Genomic DNA, 16,782 nt, shown 5'->3' with positions numbered 1-16,782 from the left:
GGTATTGAACAAGCCCGTTTTCCAGACACAACATGATCACTGACCCAAATTCAAGTTATCCGAAGAAGAACATTTAGAGCATATGGTCTAACTGATTCTTGTCCCGTTTTGAGTTTCAGGGCCACCAATGACGCTTGTAAACTGAGCAGGAGAATTCACGTTCAACGCACTTAACCAAGTGCTTCTTTAGGCGTAAATTTTCTATCGTCATCTATCTTTGACGATAGGTAATTCTCCCAACCAACATCAATCGGTGGCTCGACTACCTTCAACTTCTTAATATCAACAATAAAAGGGTTCACTAGAGCACAGGCTCCGCGACTTACTTTTGGTGCTGCTAGCGATAGATGTTGTAACGATATGTGCTGCGAACCATCGATGAGAGCAAGTTTCGATGCTTTGTTGATAAGGCGTCTGATCAGTCGCATGTTTCCTTTAGAAAAAACGTAAATTCGCTTCATCATTTCTTCTGAAGCCAAATTCGAGCTATTTCCGAATGGTAAAGCCTGATCAACCAACGTTAAAAATGTTTTATATCTCGTAAGTTCCTCTTGTTTTTTTACTCTAAATGGCTGTAAGTGATGCTGTGATTCGAATCTACCGAGTAATTGATGATTAGCATCTAATATAACTGTTGAATATGGCATACCGAACAAGACAACGGGCACTTTAGACTGAATAATTATCATCTTCAGCCAGTCTGCCACATTATGGAGGACATCCTTACTTCTTCTATCTATCATATGCTGAAACTCATCAATAATGATGAGTTCGACACAGCATTCCCGAAGCAAATCTATAACGCTTTTCATCAGTTCGGCAGGATCCCTTCCCCGACCAAAAGCGAATGGGTCTCCCATTGCTGACAGCAAGCTTTCTGAAGCAGTAATTGGGTTTGCATTGGCAGGTAAAGATGTAGATAGAATAGGGATAACAGATCCATCGACGCCTTCTTTTCTTGGGTTATCCATTAGGTACTTATCTATGATTGTGGTTTTTCCTGAGCCGCTATCTCCAACAACAATCATGCATTCAGGCTCAGATATACGATCACTATCTTCTCTACATTCTTGTATATCTGCCAAAATTTCATTTATCTGGCTATCACAGATAAAAATTCTCTTCACTTTTTGATACTGACTTCCCTTATCGTTCATTTAACTTCCCCTTGGACAGAATCAATTTTCCATCCATCAGTATTCACTTCCACCCCCCAATCGATTTCATCTTCATCAAGTAAATTCTCCTGAGGTTGAACATCCGATTTAGTTCGCATAGCATGTTCTAATACCCTTTTAGACTTTGAGGCATCTCTAATTCCCAAGTTGGATTTTTTCTCACTTCTAGAATGAAACGCATCATAAATCGTATCAAATATAACTCGCCAAGCTTTAACAACATCTTTGTGAACATAGTTTTTCCGAATATGGCTTCGGGCAAAATCACAACACACCTTATGCAGCCACTCCGAAACAGAATAGGCATAATCAGGATTCACAGATTCGACAGCGAAAAACTCATTCTTATCCATGTCTAGAACATAGATTTTTCCCATGTTCGTAGGATCGTATTTAATCCTTACCTTAATACTCTTTCCTTTAAAACTATGCTTACCAAAATAAAGTGCTAGAGTGCGACTTGAATAGCGAAGAGTTTTTTTAAATTGAATGCCATTTTTGTTTAAAGAAACTTCTGCATTCTTACCTAGATTAAACCGTAACTCATCGCTAGTTCCTTTGAAAGGCCTAGGGGGAATCGCACTTTTTATCGATTCAGACCAAGCTAGGTTGGGTATGTTTGTTTCTAGGCAGTTCGGACTTGATTGATAGACGTCGATAAGCCAAACGTGGATAATTTTCATTAACTGATTGTGAGTGATAATCGCATTTTTTTGCGGATCATAATCACCACGAGCAAAAATGTTGGTGAAGCTTTTTCCTGGAATACCAGATAAAAGCTTGTTATTGATTGTGCGAAAATATCTTTCCACGGCGCCTTTTAGCCAAGGCTTCTTCACAGGATTTTTTTTGACTTTTATGTGAAGTGTTTTACACGCTGTCACAAAGTCTTTGCTGTTGAATTCAGCACCATTATCAACGACTAAGTGTTCAGGTATGCCATAACATGGCCAAGTGTTCTGAACTTCCGGATAAAGTTCTCTAACATAGTCTTTAGGTAAGATGGCATTCTCTAAAGCCAAAGAAACGGATAAATAACTTGGCGGCTCAAAGCCAAGATAAAAGCCTACAACGCTTTTAGTATGCGTGTCAAAGAGCAAAGTTAGCCAAGGTCGACCAAGGGGAATAGATCGTGCCTCGTCGATAACGAATAGGTCCAATCTTGTATGGTCTGCTTCAACTCGTTGTAATACACGAGTGGTTTCAGGTCTTTGCCCTACTTTATTATAAAATGCATCAGCCGCTTTCTTCCCTTTTTTAATGAGTAGCTTGTCATAATCCGGGGTCTTAACTATCCGTTTTCTAAAACCCTCTAGTGACAACGGAGTTTTTAATTTCGTATCATGGCATTCATTATGTCGATCTATTTCTGTTTCCAAAACAATATAAGCTTGCTGTATCGTCGGTGATTCTTCTGAAAAAAATGAACGAATAGCACTCTCAATGTATTCCTCAGCCTCAACTGGAACTCGCTGGCTCCGATTCCCCTTCGTCACGTCTGGTATCAGGGAAGAGAGCTTAAATTCTGACTCTTTAAAAGACTTCCAATAGCGCCAGATTGATGATGAAGATGGCACATTTTGACCAAATTTTTCCTCAAGAAACACCTTAGATTGCATGATGTTCTTTTTGGTCATATTAGGCCCATGAATATCCACAAGAGCATCTAATATATTGTATCTATAAATTGCTTCGTCTCTTCTCTTTTCATCAAAAGCAAATATGTCGGTATAAGCTTCTTTGAGTTCTTCTCCAAATGCCACACCGACGGAAATTTTGGGTTCCGACGTATTGCTATCTTTTTGGGGAAAGAAGCTCCCGAAATCATGAGAACCTCCAGTATCATCACTCATGCCTTGCTACCTGCCCAAATTAGCGTTTCATGGTTGATAGGACTATGCCAATCTAACTCAAGGAGTTTCTTCGCAATTAGGTCATACAATGCGGGCAAAATAATTGTTGGTTTTCCTTCGCTGTTGCTCAAAACTTGTGAAACTCTCAACTCTCCATATCTTTGGAATAATTTAAGAAGTCGTATCTGAACATCATCGAGGCGATCTGAACATGCATATCGGTGGATGATTTTTAAATTGTCTAGTAGCGGGTAAACCTGGATATCTTCTTCCGTCAATATTTTTAGGTCGTGGCCAATAGACAATGCATGATGTCTCTGAGCCTCAAATTTTTCTAAAAACTCATCTTGTTGAGTTATCCACTTAGGTTTGACTTCATAGTAAGAAGCATAGCCATCGAAAAAATGGCAAAGCACATCGGGAGTGTAACGATGCAAACGACCATTTAGCTGATATTTAAAGCCTAATGGCTGTGTTTCGAACGTTTTTATCTGAGGAGAGAATTCAAAGTGGAAACAGGCATCGAATTCAAGATCTGATTCAGTCATTTGCACGGAGTCTGTTTTAAGACTGACAAATCGGGAAATGTTTTTGACTTTGGAGTTTCTGAGGACTCGCTTTTTGACACTCATAAAAAACAACCATACCGTAGTAAACCGTACAAAGTGTGGTACACTTTTTAAACGCTCTCAAGGTATGGTTGTCTTAGTTTCAAGGTTTGGTTGTTTTAGTTCAACGCATGGTTGTTTTTACACGGCGGTTCAAAAAGGCGTGATTACTCACGACCGAATACGTTGTTTTCTTGCTCTTGAACGCGGATAAACGTCGTGCGCTTAGTCAGTTCTTTCAACTGGGCTGCACCTACGTAAGTACAGGTAGAGCGTACGCCGCCAAGGATGTCGGCGATGGTGTTGTGCACTGAACCGCGGAATGGCAGCAGAACGGTTTTACCTTCTGCAGCGCGGTATTTCGCAACACCACCTGAGTGTTTGTCCATCGCTGACTGTGAAGACATACCATAGAACTTCATGAACGTTTTACCGTCTTGCTCAATCAGCTCGCCGCCGCTTTCTTCGTGACCGGCCAGCATACCGCCCAGCATCACGAAATCAGCACCGCCACCGAAAGCTTTTGCTACGTCACCGGCGCAAGAACAGCCGCCGTCACCGATGATACGACCACCCAGGCCGTGCGCTGCGTCAGCACATTCGATGATTGCAGACAGTTGCGGGTAACCCACACCGGTTTTCACGCGGGTAGTACACACAGAACCAGGGCCGATACCCACTTTAACGATGTCTGCACCTGCTAGGATCAGCTCTTCAACCATGTCACCGGTAACCACGTTACCTGCACTGATCACTTTGGTTGGGAACGCTTCACGTACTTTCTGTACGTACTGAACCAGATGCTCAGAGTAGCCGTTTGCGATGTCGATACAGATGAAGATCAGCTCGTCAGACAACGCCATAATGTCTTTGGTTTTCTCAAAGTCAGCTTCTGAGGTACCGGTAGAAACCATGACATTGTTCAGCACTTGCGCATCAGACGCAGAGACGAATGCCGCCCAGTCTTCAACGGTGTAGTGTTTGTGAACTGCAGTCATACAGCCATGTTCAGCCAGTGCTTTCGCCATGTCGAAAGAACCAACAGAATCCATGTTTGCAGCAATAACTGGAACACCAGACCATTGACGACCGCTATGTTTGAAAGTAAACTCGCGGGTTAATTCAACTTGAGAACGGCTTTTTAGGGTAGAACGTTTCGGGCGAAACAGTACATCTTTGAAACCCAACTTCAAGTCTTGTTCGATACGCATTTGTCTTTCCTTTCCAAATTAAGACATGCCCTTTCGGACATTTGCTCTCTGAGTGTTTTGCTGTTGGCAGACAGCTTAATACTTAACCAGCGAGCAGGCACAAAAAAACCGGAGCGTTGGCAGACGCTCCGGTTTTCAGCATTATAGGAACAGAAATTTTTTAAACAAGCCTGATATTCCTAATTTTTTTGTGATACCTTTTGTCAGATTACAACCTCGAAAACTCCTTTCCCAGCTCGTTTTTTACCCACCCCTGATGCGCTAATTCCGCGCAATTGACATACAAATCAATCGATTAAAATAAACACTCTCAATATACAATTAATTGCACCTTCACTCGACTCACCGCGTCTGTCCCAAATGTCAGGAAAAAAGCGAAAAAAAAGCTCCCGATAAACGAGAGCTTTGGTCTTAATTTCCTATGAATCAGATTTTGTCCCAGGCGTCAGTCCAGAATGGCGTTTCACCCGGCGCATAAGATGCGTTGGCACACCAGCCAGTGAAAGGCCAAGGTTTACACTCGTAAGTGTTACCATCAGTACCTGTCACTTTATCTCCCGCAGCATAAGCAGTACCTGCCGCATACGCTGGGTATTTACCTGGCTCTGGTGGATTCACTGTGCCTTCTTCCTTCGCGGTGAACATCGCTGTCTGGCTCAGGCCATCGCTTTTCACATCCACTTTATACTGACCAGCAACCATGCCAGAAAGTTGTAGCGAAACTGCTTTAGTCCCTTCCACTTTCACAACCGTTGAACCACCCGCTACGGCTACGCCTTTGCTGTTGGTGACCAGCACAGTCACATCCATTGCTGTTGCTGTTTTCAGGGTCAAGCCCAGGGTTGCGCTGCCATTTGAAAGTACGTACTCAGATTGCACGCCAGACAGTGTCAGAGACGGTGTTGGTTCTGGGTCTACCGAACCGCCACAATCGCTGCTACCCACTTCCTGCCATACACCCCATTGACCTGTAGTGCCTGGCTCCTGACCACTTGTCCACCACCCGGCTTTCCAGGTTTTACCGTTGTGGCTGACAATATCACCGGTGTTGTATACCGTTGATTTATCCCAAGCAGTGCCACAGCTTTCACCACCACCGGCAGTCACTGAAACAACGCGTTCCACTTTCACAGTCTGACCTGCGCTGTCGGTAACCGAATAAACCAGACGGTAATCACCAGCAACTGCTGTATTCACTTTACCTTCCAGTTTGATGGCTTTAGTCAGGTCACCATCTTCCGCATCCTGTGCACGAACACCGGCCATGGCGTCAAATACATCACCCACTTTCACAGAGACTTTTTCAACGCCGGTGAATACCGGTTTCTCGCTGAACACTTCCACGGTACGGTTAGCTTTGGTCACATTGCCGTCTTTGTCTGTCACGGTGTAAACCAGACCGGTTGTGCCCAGACGTGAAGTGTCTACTTTGCCTTCAACCGCAATACGTGGAGTCAGGTCACCGTCTTCCTTGTCTATAGCGGTAACACCAGCCATTGGGTCAAACGTTGCATTCTGGCGAACACGGGTGTTGGTGACGCCTTTGAAGACAGGTTTACCATCTGTTGGGCCCAAATCGTCAACAACACGGACGTCAGGGTAGCCTTGGTGTGAACCGTATTTGTTGGTTACACAAGCTTCATAGTCGCCGTCAACCAGCGCAGAGTAAGCGGTTTGATAACCCACCAGCTTACATTGGAACGAAACTGGCCAATCCGGTGAATAGGTATAGTCTTGCTCCCAGTTGGTGTAAAGCACGTCTGTCGCGCCATTCAGGTTCAGGCTACCGTATGGGGTTTGCTGCCAACAGGTGCTGACTTCATCAGCCTCCAGCTTGATGTTGAAGTGTTTCACCAAACCTTCGTAGTAACGAACGCGGTTAACAGGCTGACCTTTGTCTTTGTTGTGTTCGCCACACTCAATACCACCGTTAATGATATTGATGGTGGTACCAAAGCCATAACCAATGCCCGCGTCTTTTTCACGTTGGGACGGTACCCAGGTACGGTCGATGACATGCAGCATTGCCGGTTTTGGCGCCTGAGGTGTCAGATAGAACCAAATCGCTGAAGCCATGTTCAGCCAGGAATCTGCTACCTGCGCAGGGTCATTCAGCAACACGGTCGCGTCACCATCAAACATCACCTCAGAGAAAGGACCATAGTTGAAGTGATAGGAAAGTTGCTTGGCGCCACGGCCAAAGTAACCTTGCCCTGGCGCACACGGCCAGCGAGCGTTTTGCCAATCGTTCTGGCCACATCCCGTGGTGTAACCTGGTTGACCTTCAGACCAGCCCATTTCGCGCACGTGAACTAGCGCCTGTTGCCACTCTTCCAGACCCAGTGGGTTGTCCCAGACGTTATCGACGGCAATGTGGCCACCGGTTTCCTGGGCAAAATGCGCAAAGGCGGTAATGATTGATTTCTTACACAGCGCATCAGAGTCGCGTCCGTCTGTGTACTCGCCACAGAATGCAGGGAATTTACCAATCGCACGCAGGAAGCGGGTGTAGGTATATTCAGGAGCCGCCATATGGGTGAGGAAATCCCAGTCAGAACGTGGGAATACGCGCTCAACACGTTTTACGTTGTCCGGGTTGGTCGCCAGGCCTTCTTCAATGCCGTTTACGATGTCATTAGGCAGTGTTTCAAGCGCTTTTGCCCACACGTCGTACATTGGATCATTTTTCTTCGCTGCTTCCGCTGCCTGTACCTCAGAGCGCAACAGCACATAACCACCGGGGTTTTCTGGATCAGGTTGCGGGTTCATGGTTACAGCGCCCTGAGCCATAAAGCTCGCCCCCATTAAGGCGGTGAGTAAAGCCGTTTGTTTCATGGTGTCGAATCCTTATCGTAAAAAAATGCAGCCACTTAGCACGTGGATGATTCCGGTTACAGGCATATTTTTTGATTGGAGTGAGCTGCCTAACTAAATGGGAACAACCTCAAAAATCTTTATCACTCAACAGCTTCTCATTGCCTGAAACAATCGCCGTTACTATATGCACAGCCATCCCTTCAAATTGGGAGCAAATTATCACAGCAGCATTTGGTTAACTTTCTAGGATGAAAAATTGGACTGGATTCGTATTTACACGCTGAATTTGCGGCGTATTCAGGATAGGAATTTGCGTTTGAGCCAAGCATACTGTGCAACACATTAATAAAAACCGCTCAAGGCATGACGCTACAGCCCAAATGGGCAAACCGACATTGTTTGCTACGCTTTACCAAGGAAGTGACTGATTAGTGCAGGAAATAATGGAAACGGCAGAGACACTGATTGAGCAGTTCACGGCGCTCGGTGACCCCAAAATCGCGGCACATTCGGCGAGATTCTTCAAAAGCGGATTGGGAGAATATGGCCATGGCGATAAGTTTTTAGGCATACGTGTGCCTGAGATCCGCCACTTCGCCAAAGCGCACCGCGATGTTTCACTCAAAAGCGCATCCATTTTACTGAAAAGCGAGTGGCATGAAGTCCGGCTTCTGGCCCTTATTATGCTGTCCGAGCAATTCAAAACCTCGTCTGCGGATAACCAGAAGGTGATTTACGACTTCTATCTTTCCCGTACTGAACACATCAATAACTGGGATTTGGTAGATTGCTCTGCACACATTATTGTCGGTGGGCATTTACTGGATCAGGGAAAGGAAGATCTCTATACACTCGCCAATTCCCAGTCACTTTGGGAGCGCAGAATCGCCATGATGGCAACGTTTGCCTTTGTCAGGAATAACCAGTACTCCGACACCATGAAGTTGGCGCAAATGCTACTCGAAGACAAAGAAGACCTTATCCACAAAGTATCTGGCTGGATGTTGAGAGAAGTTGGGAAAAGGGACACGGCATTATTGAGAGCATTTCTCGATGCACACATGAAGCAGATGCCGAGAACCATGCTTCGTTATGCGATTGAAAAATTTGACGACAAAGAACGGCGACGCTATCTCGCCCGCTGAGCCTTACAACGAGCGAATTTTCTGGTCGAGTTGGTACCCTTTATCTGTCACCAGTTTCTCCAACACTTCCACGCGCTTTTTCAGCACTGCCAGCTCCTGCTGTACATCACTTTGTCCATGTTGTTGGTTTTGAATTTCAAATTCTCGCAGTTGAGCCCGGTAATCGAGGAAACTTTTCAATGTCTTCGCGCCAACATTCAATGCCACCAAAACCACGACGAATAAAAACACATCCATGTTTATTCTCCTTGTGTTTGTTCCCGCCCTTTATAAATGAGAATTGCCAACCTCTCCAAGCACAGTTCCATAACACTCTGACAAACATCAAAGATCAATTATGAAAAAAAGGAGCCGAAGCTCCTTTTGTATTAATCGATTGACCATCTCGACAATGTGCGTTTGAAATCCTGGTAATCAAATTCATTGATGAGCTGGATTTCACCATTGCTGCGGAGGCAATAAATGGACGGCATACGAAGGCCATTAAACCAGTTCAGTTTCACCATGGTATATCCGGCGCTGTCTGCAATGTGCAGGCGCTGCCCCACTTTCAATGGTTCATCAAATTTCGCTACACAGAACTGGTCACCGGCCAGACAAGAGCAACTGCCAATCACGTAAGTATGTTCGCCGTTTTCACTGGCTTCACTCACGGTAGCAGGCTCGTTGTAGATCAGGGTATCCAGACGATGGGCTTCTGTCGCACTGTCAACGATAGCGGTTTTCAACTCGTTTTCGACGATATCCACGACCGTTACAACCAAATCAGTAGTTTGGGTGATCACCGCTTCGCCCGGCTCAAGGTATAGCTGTACGCCATGACGTGCGCCAAATGCTTTTAGCGCCTCTGCCAGTTTTTCAATGTCATAACCCGGCCAGGTAAAGAATACGCCACCGCCCAGGCTTATCCACTCAAGCTTATCGAGGTAGGCGCCAAATTTTTCGGAAATGGCATCCAGCAGAGCAATAAAGGCTTCCACATCTTTGTTTTCACAATTCATGTGGAACATAGCGCCGTTCAGTGACGCAAATACTTCGGGATCAATTTGGTCAAAATGCACACCGAGACGGGAGAACTTACGCGCTGGGTTGGCGAGATCCTGCCCTGCGTAACTGACGCCCGGATTCAGGCGCAAGCCAATCGATGCCTTGCCTTCCACCAGATGACGATACGCGGTCAGCTGAGATTGGCTGTTGAAAATCATCTTGTCACAGATGTCAGCCACTTCACGCACATCGTCTTCGCTGTAGCCAACGCTGTAGGCGTGGGTTTCACCGCCGAAGGTTTCATAGCCAAGCTTCACTTCAAACGGGCCGCTGCTGGTCGTGCCGTCAAGGTAGGGCTTGATGATGTCGAACACACCCCAGGTCGAAAAGCACTTCAGTGCCAGCACCAGCTTCACGCCAGAGAGCTCTTTCAGGCGTTTGGCTTTTTCGAGGTTTTCAATCAGCTTATCTTCTTCAATCAGAAAATAAGGGGTTTTCAATTGATTCATCTTTTTTCTCTACAGAAAAGCCTGCGCCATGTGTTTACATCAGCGCAGGCTGTTTTTTCAGACCGCGATTTACTTCAGGATGTTGATCACTGGCTCGCTTGGTGTCAGTTCCTGCACGCCCCAATCCAGACCAATTGACGGCATCAACTCAAGGAATGGATCCGGATCCAGTTGTTCCATATTGAACACTCCTTTGCCGTTCCATGCCCCTTTGAAGTAGAGAAGTGCCGCGGTGATGGCTGGCACACCGGTGGTGTAAGCAATCGCCTGATGTTCGACATCTTCATACGCCACTTCGTGGTCTGCATGGTTGTAGATAAAGACGCTGCGTGGCTCACCGTCTTTAGTACCCTGAACCCAGGTGCCGATACAGGTTTTACCTGTGTAGCCCGGAGCCAGTGAGGTTGGGTCAGGCAGCAAGGCTTTCAGCACTTTCAGCGGCTCAACCACAGTGCCGTCACCCAAAGTGACAGGCTCTGGGCTCAGCAGGCCGATATCGCGCATGCAGTTGAAGTAGTTCAGGTAGCGCTCACCAAAGCCCATCCAGAATTCGATGCGTTTTGCTGGAATGAACTCCTGCAGCGAACGCACTTCATCGTGCGCCATTGAATAAACTTTGAACTTGCCCACTAACGGGAAATCGAATTCCATCATACGGGTGTGACAAGGCACTTGTTTCCACTCGCCTTCTTCCCAGAAGAACGAGTCGCCCTGGATTTCCAGCAGGTTGGTCTCTGGGTCGAAGTTGGTAGCGAATTTCTTGCCATGATCACCGGCGTTCACATCCATCACATCGATGGTGTCGATTTCATCAAACAGGTGCTTAACTGCATAGGCAGCGAATACGCTGACCACGCCTGGATCAAAACCAGCACCCAGAATACCGGTAATGCCCGCTTGCTCGAATTTCTCGCGGTAGCCCCACTGCCAGTCATACGCCTGAGGCACTTGCTGGCCTTCGGTACAAAGGTCAACAGCGACAGAGGTATCCAGATAAGACACTTTTGCCTGATAACACGCTTCCATGATGGTCATGTTGACCCATGGAGGACCAGCGTTGATCACCAGATCAGGCTTCACTTCGTTGATTAATGCGACCAATGCATCCACATCGTCCGCATCCACCGCGCGGGCTTCCAGTTTACGGCTCGTATCTTTGAGGTTATCGCGACCCTTGATGGATTCAATAATCGCTTCACACTTTTTCACTGTGCGGGAAGCGATAGTGATATCTCCAAAAACATCGTTGTTTTGTGCGGCTTTGTGCGCAATTACCCAGCCAACACCACCTGCGCCGATTTGTAAAACTGCCATTTTTTCATCCTTTCAAAAACGCTGAAATACCTTCCAGCCAATAAACATTAAAGTGAAGTCTGCTTGACGATCTCGCTGCCGAGCGTGTCGATTTCAGTCAGTAGTTGCTCAAAATCTGTCAGTGACAGGCACGGGTTGAGCAAGGTGAACTTAAGTGCCACATGGCCATCCACCACGGTTTCACCGACCACTGCTCGCCCTTGAACCAAGCCATCCAAGCGGATTTGTTTGTTCAGTGCATCCAAATCCAGCCCTCTATCGCTCCCGGTGTAACGGAACAGCACTGTCGAAAGACAAGGAACCGCCAGAAGCTCAAAGTGTGGACGCTGGTTGACCATGTCTGCCACCTGCTGGGTTTGGTTCAGCAAGTGATCAACCATGGAGCCCAGAGCCTGTGGACCCACGTTTTGCAGTGTCATCCACACTTTCAATGCATCGAAACGGCGCGTGGTGGCGATAGATTTGTCCACCAGATTTGGCAACACATCTTCTTCGCGGTTGAGGTAGTCCGCGTGATGGCGGATATAGCCGAAGTGGGCTTTGTCTTTTAGCAGCACTGCGCCACAGCTGATCGGCTGGAAGAACATTTTGTGGAAATCGACAGTAATCGAATCCGCACGCTCGATACCTTCCAAGCGCGCATGATGGCGGCTCAGGATCAGTGCACCACCATAGGCGGCGTCAACATGCATCCACAAACCATGTTTTTCCGCCAGATCAGCCACATCGTCCAGATCGTCAATCGAACCGTTGTCCGTGGTACCCGCGGTGCCCGTGATCACAAACGGGATCAGCCCTTTAGACTTGAGCGATTGAATCGCTTCTTCTGCCGATTCGATGCTGATGGTGCCGTCAGTGTAGGTATCCACACACACCACGGCATTTTCGCCCAGCCCCAATAGAGAGGCGGATTTTTGCATAGTGAAGTGGGACTTTTGGGAGCAAATTACACGCAGCTTGTCGGCATAATCCGGCAACCCGTCTTTTTGCACACTGTGGCCAGAAATAGTGTTGATGACATGATCGCGCGCCATCAGCAGTCCCATCAGGTTGCTTTGTGTACCGCCGCTGGTAAACACGCCATCGGCGTTGTCATCAAAACCAAAGCGTTTGCACAGCCAGTCTGTCACTTCCTGCTCAACAAAGGTCGCCGCACTCGCCTGATCCCAGGAGTCCATCGACTGGTTCAGGGCAGTGATAAAGGCTTCTGCGGCCACAGCAGGTAGCATTGGCGGTGTATGAAGATGCGCAATGCAATGCGGGTGCTGAACAATGATGGAGTTTTTGCCAATCAGCTCGCTGGTTTCTTCAATCACGTCCGTCAGGGATTGTGGGTTTTCACCCAGTTGCGCACGGTGGATTTGAGATCTCAGAACAGTAGGATCGACACCGCTGTAAGGCGAGTCTGTGGTTTCAAACAGCTTTTTCAGCGCCTGGGTGCTTTGGTTCATCGCGGCTTCAAAGCCGTCTGCACCTTGCTTGCCGACATGGATAAAGTGATCCCGCCAGCTGCGCTGGATGCTGTCGAGCGGCTGTGTGACTGCGCGCGGTTCCACCAGAGATTCAATCGCGGCTTGCAGCGCTTTCAGCGCAAAGTCTATTTGCTCGAAAGTGATGATGATTGGCGGCAGGAAACGCAGCACTGAGCCATCGCGACCGCCTTTTTCAATGATCAGGCCACGCTCAAGCGCTGCACGCTGGATAGCAATGGTCAGCTCAGGTGCAGATTGCGGCTCACCGAATTTGTTTTTCTTCCCGGACGGGTCGCAAATTTCGATGCCCAACATCAATCCTTTGCCGCGTACTTCTGCAATACAGCTGGTCTTCTCGGCAATTTTTTCCAGACCACGGCGCAGGTAGTCACCGGAGATCTGGGCTTTGGCCGCCAGATTGTCGCGGCGGATAATTTCCATCGCTTTTGCGCCGGATACCATCGCCAACTGGTTACCGCGGAAAGTACCGGTGTGCTCGCCTGGACGCCAGGTATCGATCTGCTTATCAAACACCAGCAGGGACATCGGCAGGCCGCCACCAACTGCCTTCGACAGACAGAGAATGTCCGGTGTAACACCAGAATCTTCGAATGCGAAGTGGGAACCGGTTTTACCAATGCCGCATTGGATTTCATCAAAAATCAGCAGAATGCCGTGTTCTTGGGTAATGCGGCGCAGTTCTTTGAGCCAGTACGCTGGTGCAGGAATCACACCACCTTCACCTTGTACAGGCTCTACGATAATAGCAGCAGGTTTCTGCACACCACTTTCGTCATCCGCCAACATACGCTCAATGTAACGCAGCCCCTGACGCGCACCCTGCTCGCCATGCAAGCCATAGGGACAGCGTAAATCGTAAGGAAAAGGCAGGAAATGGACATCGGCCATCAGACCCTGGCGACGCGCTTTGGTATTCAGATTGCCCATCAGCGCCATGGTGCCGTTGGTCATGCCGTGGTAAGCACCGTGAAATGCAGCAATGGTGTTGCGGCCTGTGGTCTGCTTGGCCAGTTTGATAGCTGCTTCCACTGCATCCGCACCGGATGGGCCACAGAACTGCACCTTGGCATTTTCGGCAAAATCGGGTGGCAGAAACGCCATCAGTTCACGAATAAAAGCATCTTTGGCAGGCGTGGTGATATCAAGCGTCTGGTAAGGAATGCCAGCGTGGAGCTGCTCAATCAGCGCTTGGTTAATTTCAGGATGGTTGTAACCCAAGACCAAGGTACCAGCACCAGCGAGGCAGTCGAGATAAACCTGACCACGGGTATCTTCCACCAGCACGCCGTTAGCCTTTGCAATAGCGACAGGCAGTCGACGCGGATAAGAACGCACTTCAGACTCGTAATGTTCCTGGCTTAGCAGCAACTCATCTGGCGTGAGATCGTGGAGACCTTGCAGAACAGGAATAGCACCGGCTGCATTTTTATCCTGCGTTTGGGTCGGAAATTGAATCATTTTTATTAATCTTCCATGTTCACCACCAATCAAAAGCCCTTTGACGCACTAAACCCCTGCACAGCGCCTGTGCAAAGGAAGAAACGGCAATGTCATGGTGAAGCACACCCCCGAAATATTTCGGGAAATACCCGTCAATTCACATAATGTGTAATTGGCGGAAACCTAAGTGTGTAGAGCGGCGGTATCGTCTCAACAGACAAACAACACGTCTTTTCGCGTGGGAAAATGTTTGAACGGATAGATAGCGTCTCTTGTGATCAGGTAGATCAAGGCTCAGTAATGATACTGAATTTGGGTAAGACGAAGCGGAAGTGTTGATATTCATTAATCACTGTTGGGATCCCCATCAATATGCCCCGATCTCCTTGAGACCAGACAGCTCTATTAACGCCCTTCTACTGGAGAACCTCTCTCCAGTACCTACGTGCGACGACAACTTCTTCAACATTGCGCCGCGTGTGTCTCGAAAAGCTCTATGTTCGAGATTGTCGCGCAAGGTAACACAGACGGATTTTTAAACACAAGTGGAATTTAACCTCTCCCACAACTTTTCCTCCAAGGATCGTTACAATTCAGCTAATTATTGGATCTGACTACGGGGGCATTGGGGAAGCCAAAACCTTTACGGGCACGACTCATACCCTCTCTGAAAACGTCCTAGGGGCTGTTGACCTTTGGTGATGATTTTTGCAGCAGTTTGTGGGGATTTTATGCAAGGCAGAAGCTTCGATGTGTAGCTAGCCTACATGAGACGCTGATAACGCAGCAGAAATTCCCCACAAACGCTGCCCGAAGGGTTCTGCCCTAAGCGTTTTATGCTTTGTTGAGGTGTATTTGCTTAGAATACTAGGCGGCACACACCTCGCCGCGCCTAAAACGCTTATGGCTAGAACAAAATTTAACCACCAAAGGTCAACAGCCCCTCGTAAACGATAAATTTTTAACGAGCCCACATTTTAGACACCCGGCTGTACTACATTGAAGTCTAAACTACTATAAATCTATCTGCTCCAAGAATTGATTTATCCTATTGTTTTAAATATATTTTTTAGTTGGATGTTGTAAATAAAATGAAAAAAATCATTACATCTTTGCTTACAGCAGCCGTGCTCGCCGGTTGTGCGACTGGCTCTACACCTGAAGCCAAAAAGGCCAATGCGTGCAAAGACACTCAAGAAGCGCTCCAAACCATTTACTCAGAGCACCCGGGGTCCCGGGCTGCTGTTCAAAAAAGCCTTGCTTACCTGGTCTGTACTGGCAGTGATACTTACCTGTTTGCGGCCTCGTCCGGTGGTGGTGTTTGTACCTACCACAAAGGTGGCAAAATCACCTACTACCGCTTTGCTACCCTTGGGGCTGGACTTGGCATTGGCCTTAAGAAAGTCGCTTTCGTTTACGCCTTCAATAACAGGAATGCAATGAAGCGCTTTGAGGATTCTGGCTGGGATGCAGGTGCGAAAGCCGATGCAACTGCCAAAGCGAACGATCAGGGCGATCAAGCTAGCGCCAACACCTCTTTTGATGTGGACGGTGTAAAAGTCTATCAATCTGCGATCTGGGGCGCTGCCGCACAGGCAACAGTGCAGGGTTACAAGTTTTGGAAGACAGATTTTACCGACGACTTTATGTCTAACCCTGAATAATGGCTGTTTGGCCAGATAAAGTTAAAGATTGCCGGATGAGGATACTTGCCCGGCATTTTTCGTTTTGGTGAAGAGCGTTGTCGCGATTGTTTTTGCAGTAGATAAATGCAAAAAGGCCTTACCAGCATTGCTGATAAGGCCTAATTTAATGGTGCCCCGGGCCGGACTTGAACCGGCACAACGCGAACGTCGAGGGATTTTAAATCCCTTGTGTCTACCAATTTCACCACCAGGGCACGCAATTCTTTAATTGCGACGGCAACACCATCGAAATGTAATTTGGAGCTACACACGAGGTTCCTGATCTTCAAGGCTTAGGCGTGACCTCAACCTTGGCAAGGTTCCTTGCGTATCACACTTCCGACGTATCGAAAGTTCTACTTTTCCACTAAGAGAAAGTGGAGCGACACACGAGGTTCGAACTCGTGACCTCAACCTTGGCAAGGTTGCGCTCTACCAGCTGAGCTAGTGTCGCATTTGGTTGCGGAGCCGGATTTTATCCGAGCGGCGCTTCCGTCGACGGCCTGAGGGTTATGACGAACAAAACACTCAAACTATCTGAA

The 16,782-nt window shown here is 47.6% G+C and carries 11 protein-coding genes and 2 tRNA genes; 2 read left to right on the top strand and 11 right to left on the bottom strand.

From position 1 onward, the window contains the following. Positions 1–170: 170 nt before the first annotated feature. The 5 genes from KU854_RS07345 to KU854_RS24815 all read right to left on the bottom strand — a co-directional run bounded on the left by KU854_RS07345 (position 171) and on the right by KU854_RS24815 (position 7,685). Positions 171–1,157 (bottom strand): TniB family NTP-binding protein, encoded by a 987-nt coding sequence (locus KU854_RS07345; protein ID WP_218357763.1) that lies wholly within the window; start codon positions 1,155–1,157, stop codon positions 171–173. Beyond that, entirely contained in the window at positions 1,154–3,031 is a 1,878-nt protein-coding gene (locus KU854_RS07340) for a Mu transposase C-terminal domain-containing protein (RefSeq protein ID WP_218357761.1), read from the bottom strand. The genes KU854_RS07345 and KU854_RS07340 overlap by 4 nt, the downstream gene beginning before the upstream one ends. Then, on the bottom strand, positions 3,028–3,663 hold the full coding sequence (locus KU854_RS07335) for a TnsA endonuclease N-terminal domain-containing protein (protein ID WP_218357759.1): 636 nt from the start codon (positions 3,661–3,663) through the stop codon (positions 3,028–3,030). The genes KU854_RS07340 and KU854_RS07335 overlap by 4 nt, the downstream gene beginning before the upstream one ends. Positions 3,664–3,806: 143 nt before the next feature. Beyond that, complete coding sequence (locus KU854_RS07330; protein WP_054780581.1) at positions 3,807–4,850, bottom strand: GMP reductase; 1,044 nt, start codon at positions 4,848–4,850, stop codon at positions 3,807–3,809. 426 nt (positions 4,851–5,276) lie between these two features. Then, positions 5,277–7,685 (bottom strand): glycoside hydrolase family 19 protein, encoded by a 2,409-nt coding sequence (locus KU854_RS24815; RefSeq protein WP_218357758.1) that lies wholly within the window; start codon positions 7,683–7,685, stop codon positions 5,277–5,279. A 425-nt stretch (positions 7,686–8,110) separates the two neighbouring features. Between KU854_RS24815 and KU854_RS07320 the strand changes: the two genes are divergently transcribed. Beyond that, positions 8,111–8,812: a DNA alkylation repair protein gene (locus tag KU854_RS07320; protein ID WP_218357757.1), complete on the top strand. Its 702-nt coding sequence runs from the start codon at positions 8,111–8,113 to the stop codon at positions 8,810–8,812. A gap of 3 nt (positions 8,813–8,815) precedes the next feature. On the opposite strand, the gene KU854_RS07315 is transcribed toward KU854_RS07320, so the two are convergent. From KU854_RS07315 to KU854_RS07300, 4 genes are all read right to left on the bottom strand, one after another. Beyond that, on the bottom strand, positions 8,816–9,049 hold the full coding sequence (locus KU854_RS07315; RefSeq protein ID WP_218357756.1) for a hypothetical protein: 234 nt from the start codon (positions 9,047–9,049) through the stop codon (positions 8,816–8,818). 131 nt (positions 9,050–9,180) lie between these two features. Continuing rightward, a complete protein-coding gene (gene nspC, locus KU854_RS07310) occupies positions 9,181–10,308 on the bottom strand; it encodes a carboxynorspermidine decarboxylase (RefSeq protein WP_218357755.1) in 1,128 nt (375 codons plus the stop codon). Positions 10,309–10,377: 69 nt separating this feature from the next. Next, positions 10,378–11,622, bottom strand: coding sequence for a carboxynorspermidine synthase (locus KU854_RS07305; RefSeq protein WP_218357754.1), 1,245 nt, complete (start codon positions 11,620–11,622; stop codon positions 10,378–10,380). Between the two features lie 47 nt (positions 11,623–11,669). Beyond that, positions 11,670–14,573, bottom strand: coding sequence for a pyridoxal phosphate-dependent class III aminotransferase (locus tag KU854_RS07300; protein ID WP_218357753.1), 2,904 nt, complete (start codon positions 14,571–14,573; stop codon positions 11,670–11,672). A 1,073-nt stretch (positions 14,574–15,646) separates the two neighbouring features. Here KU854_RS07300 and KU854_RS07295 point away from each other — a divergent pair. Next, positions 15,647–16,219, top strand: a complete 573-nt coding sequence (locus KU854_RS07295) for a lipid-binding SYLF domain-containing protein (RefSeq protein WP_218357752.1) — start codon at positions 15,647–15,649, stop codon at positions 16,217–16,219. Between the two features lie 149 nt (positions 16,220–16,368). Here KU854_RS07295 and KU854_RS07290 read toward each other — a convergent pair. Further along, positions 16,369–16,455 (bottom strand) — tRNA-Leu (locus KU854_RS07290). Positions 16,456–16,618: 163 nt separating this feature from the next. Next, positions 16,619–16,694: transfer RNA gene (locus KU854_RS07285), tRNA-Gly, on the bottom strand. Between the last annotated feature and the right edge of the window lie 88 nt (positions 16,695–16,782).

Source organism: Enterovibrio paralichthyis (assembly GCF_019209835.1).
Classification (GTDB): Bacteria; Pseudomonadota; Gammaproteobacteria; order Enterobacterales; family Vibrionaceae; genus Enterovibrio; species Enterovibrio paralichthyis.
Note: the sequence above shows the minus strand (reverse complement) of the source record. Positions and strands in the feature narration are given on the sequence as shown.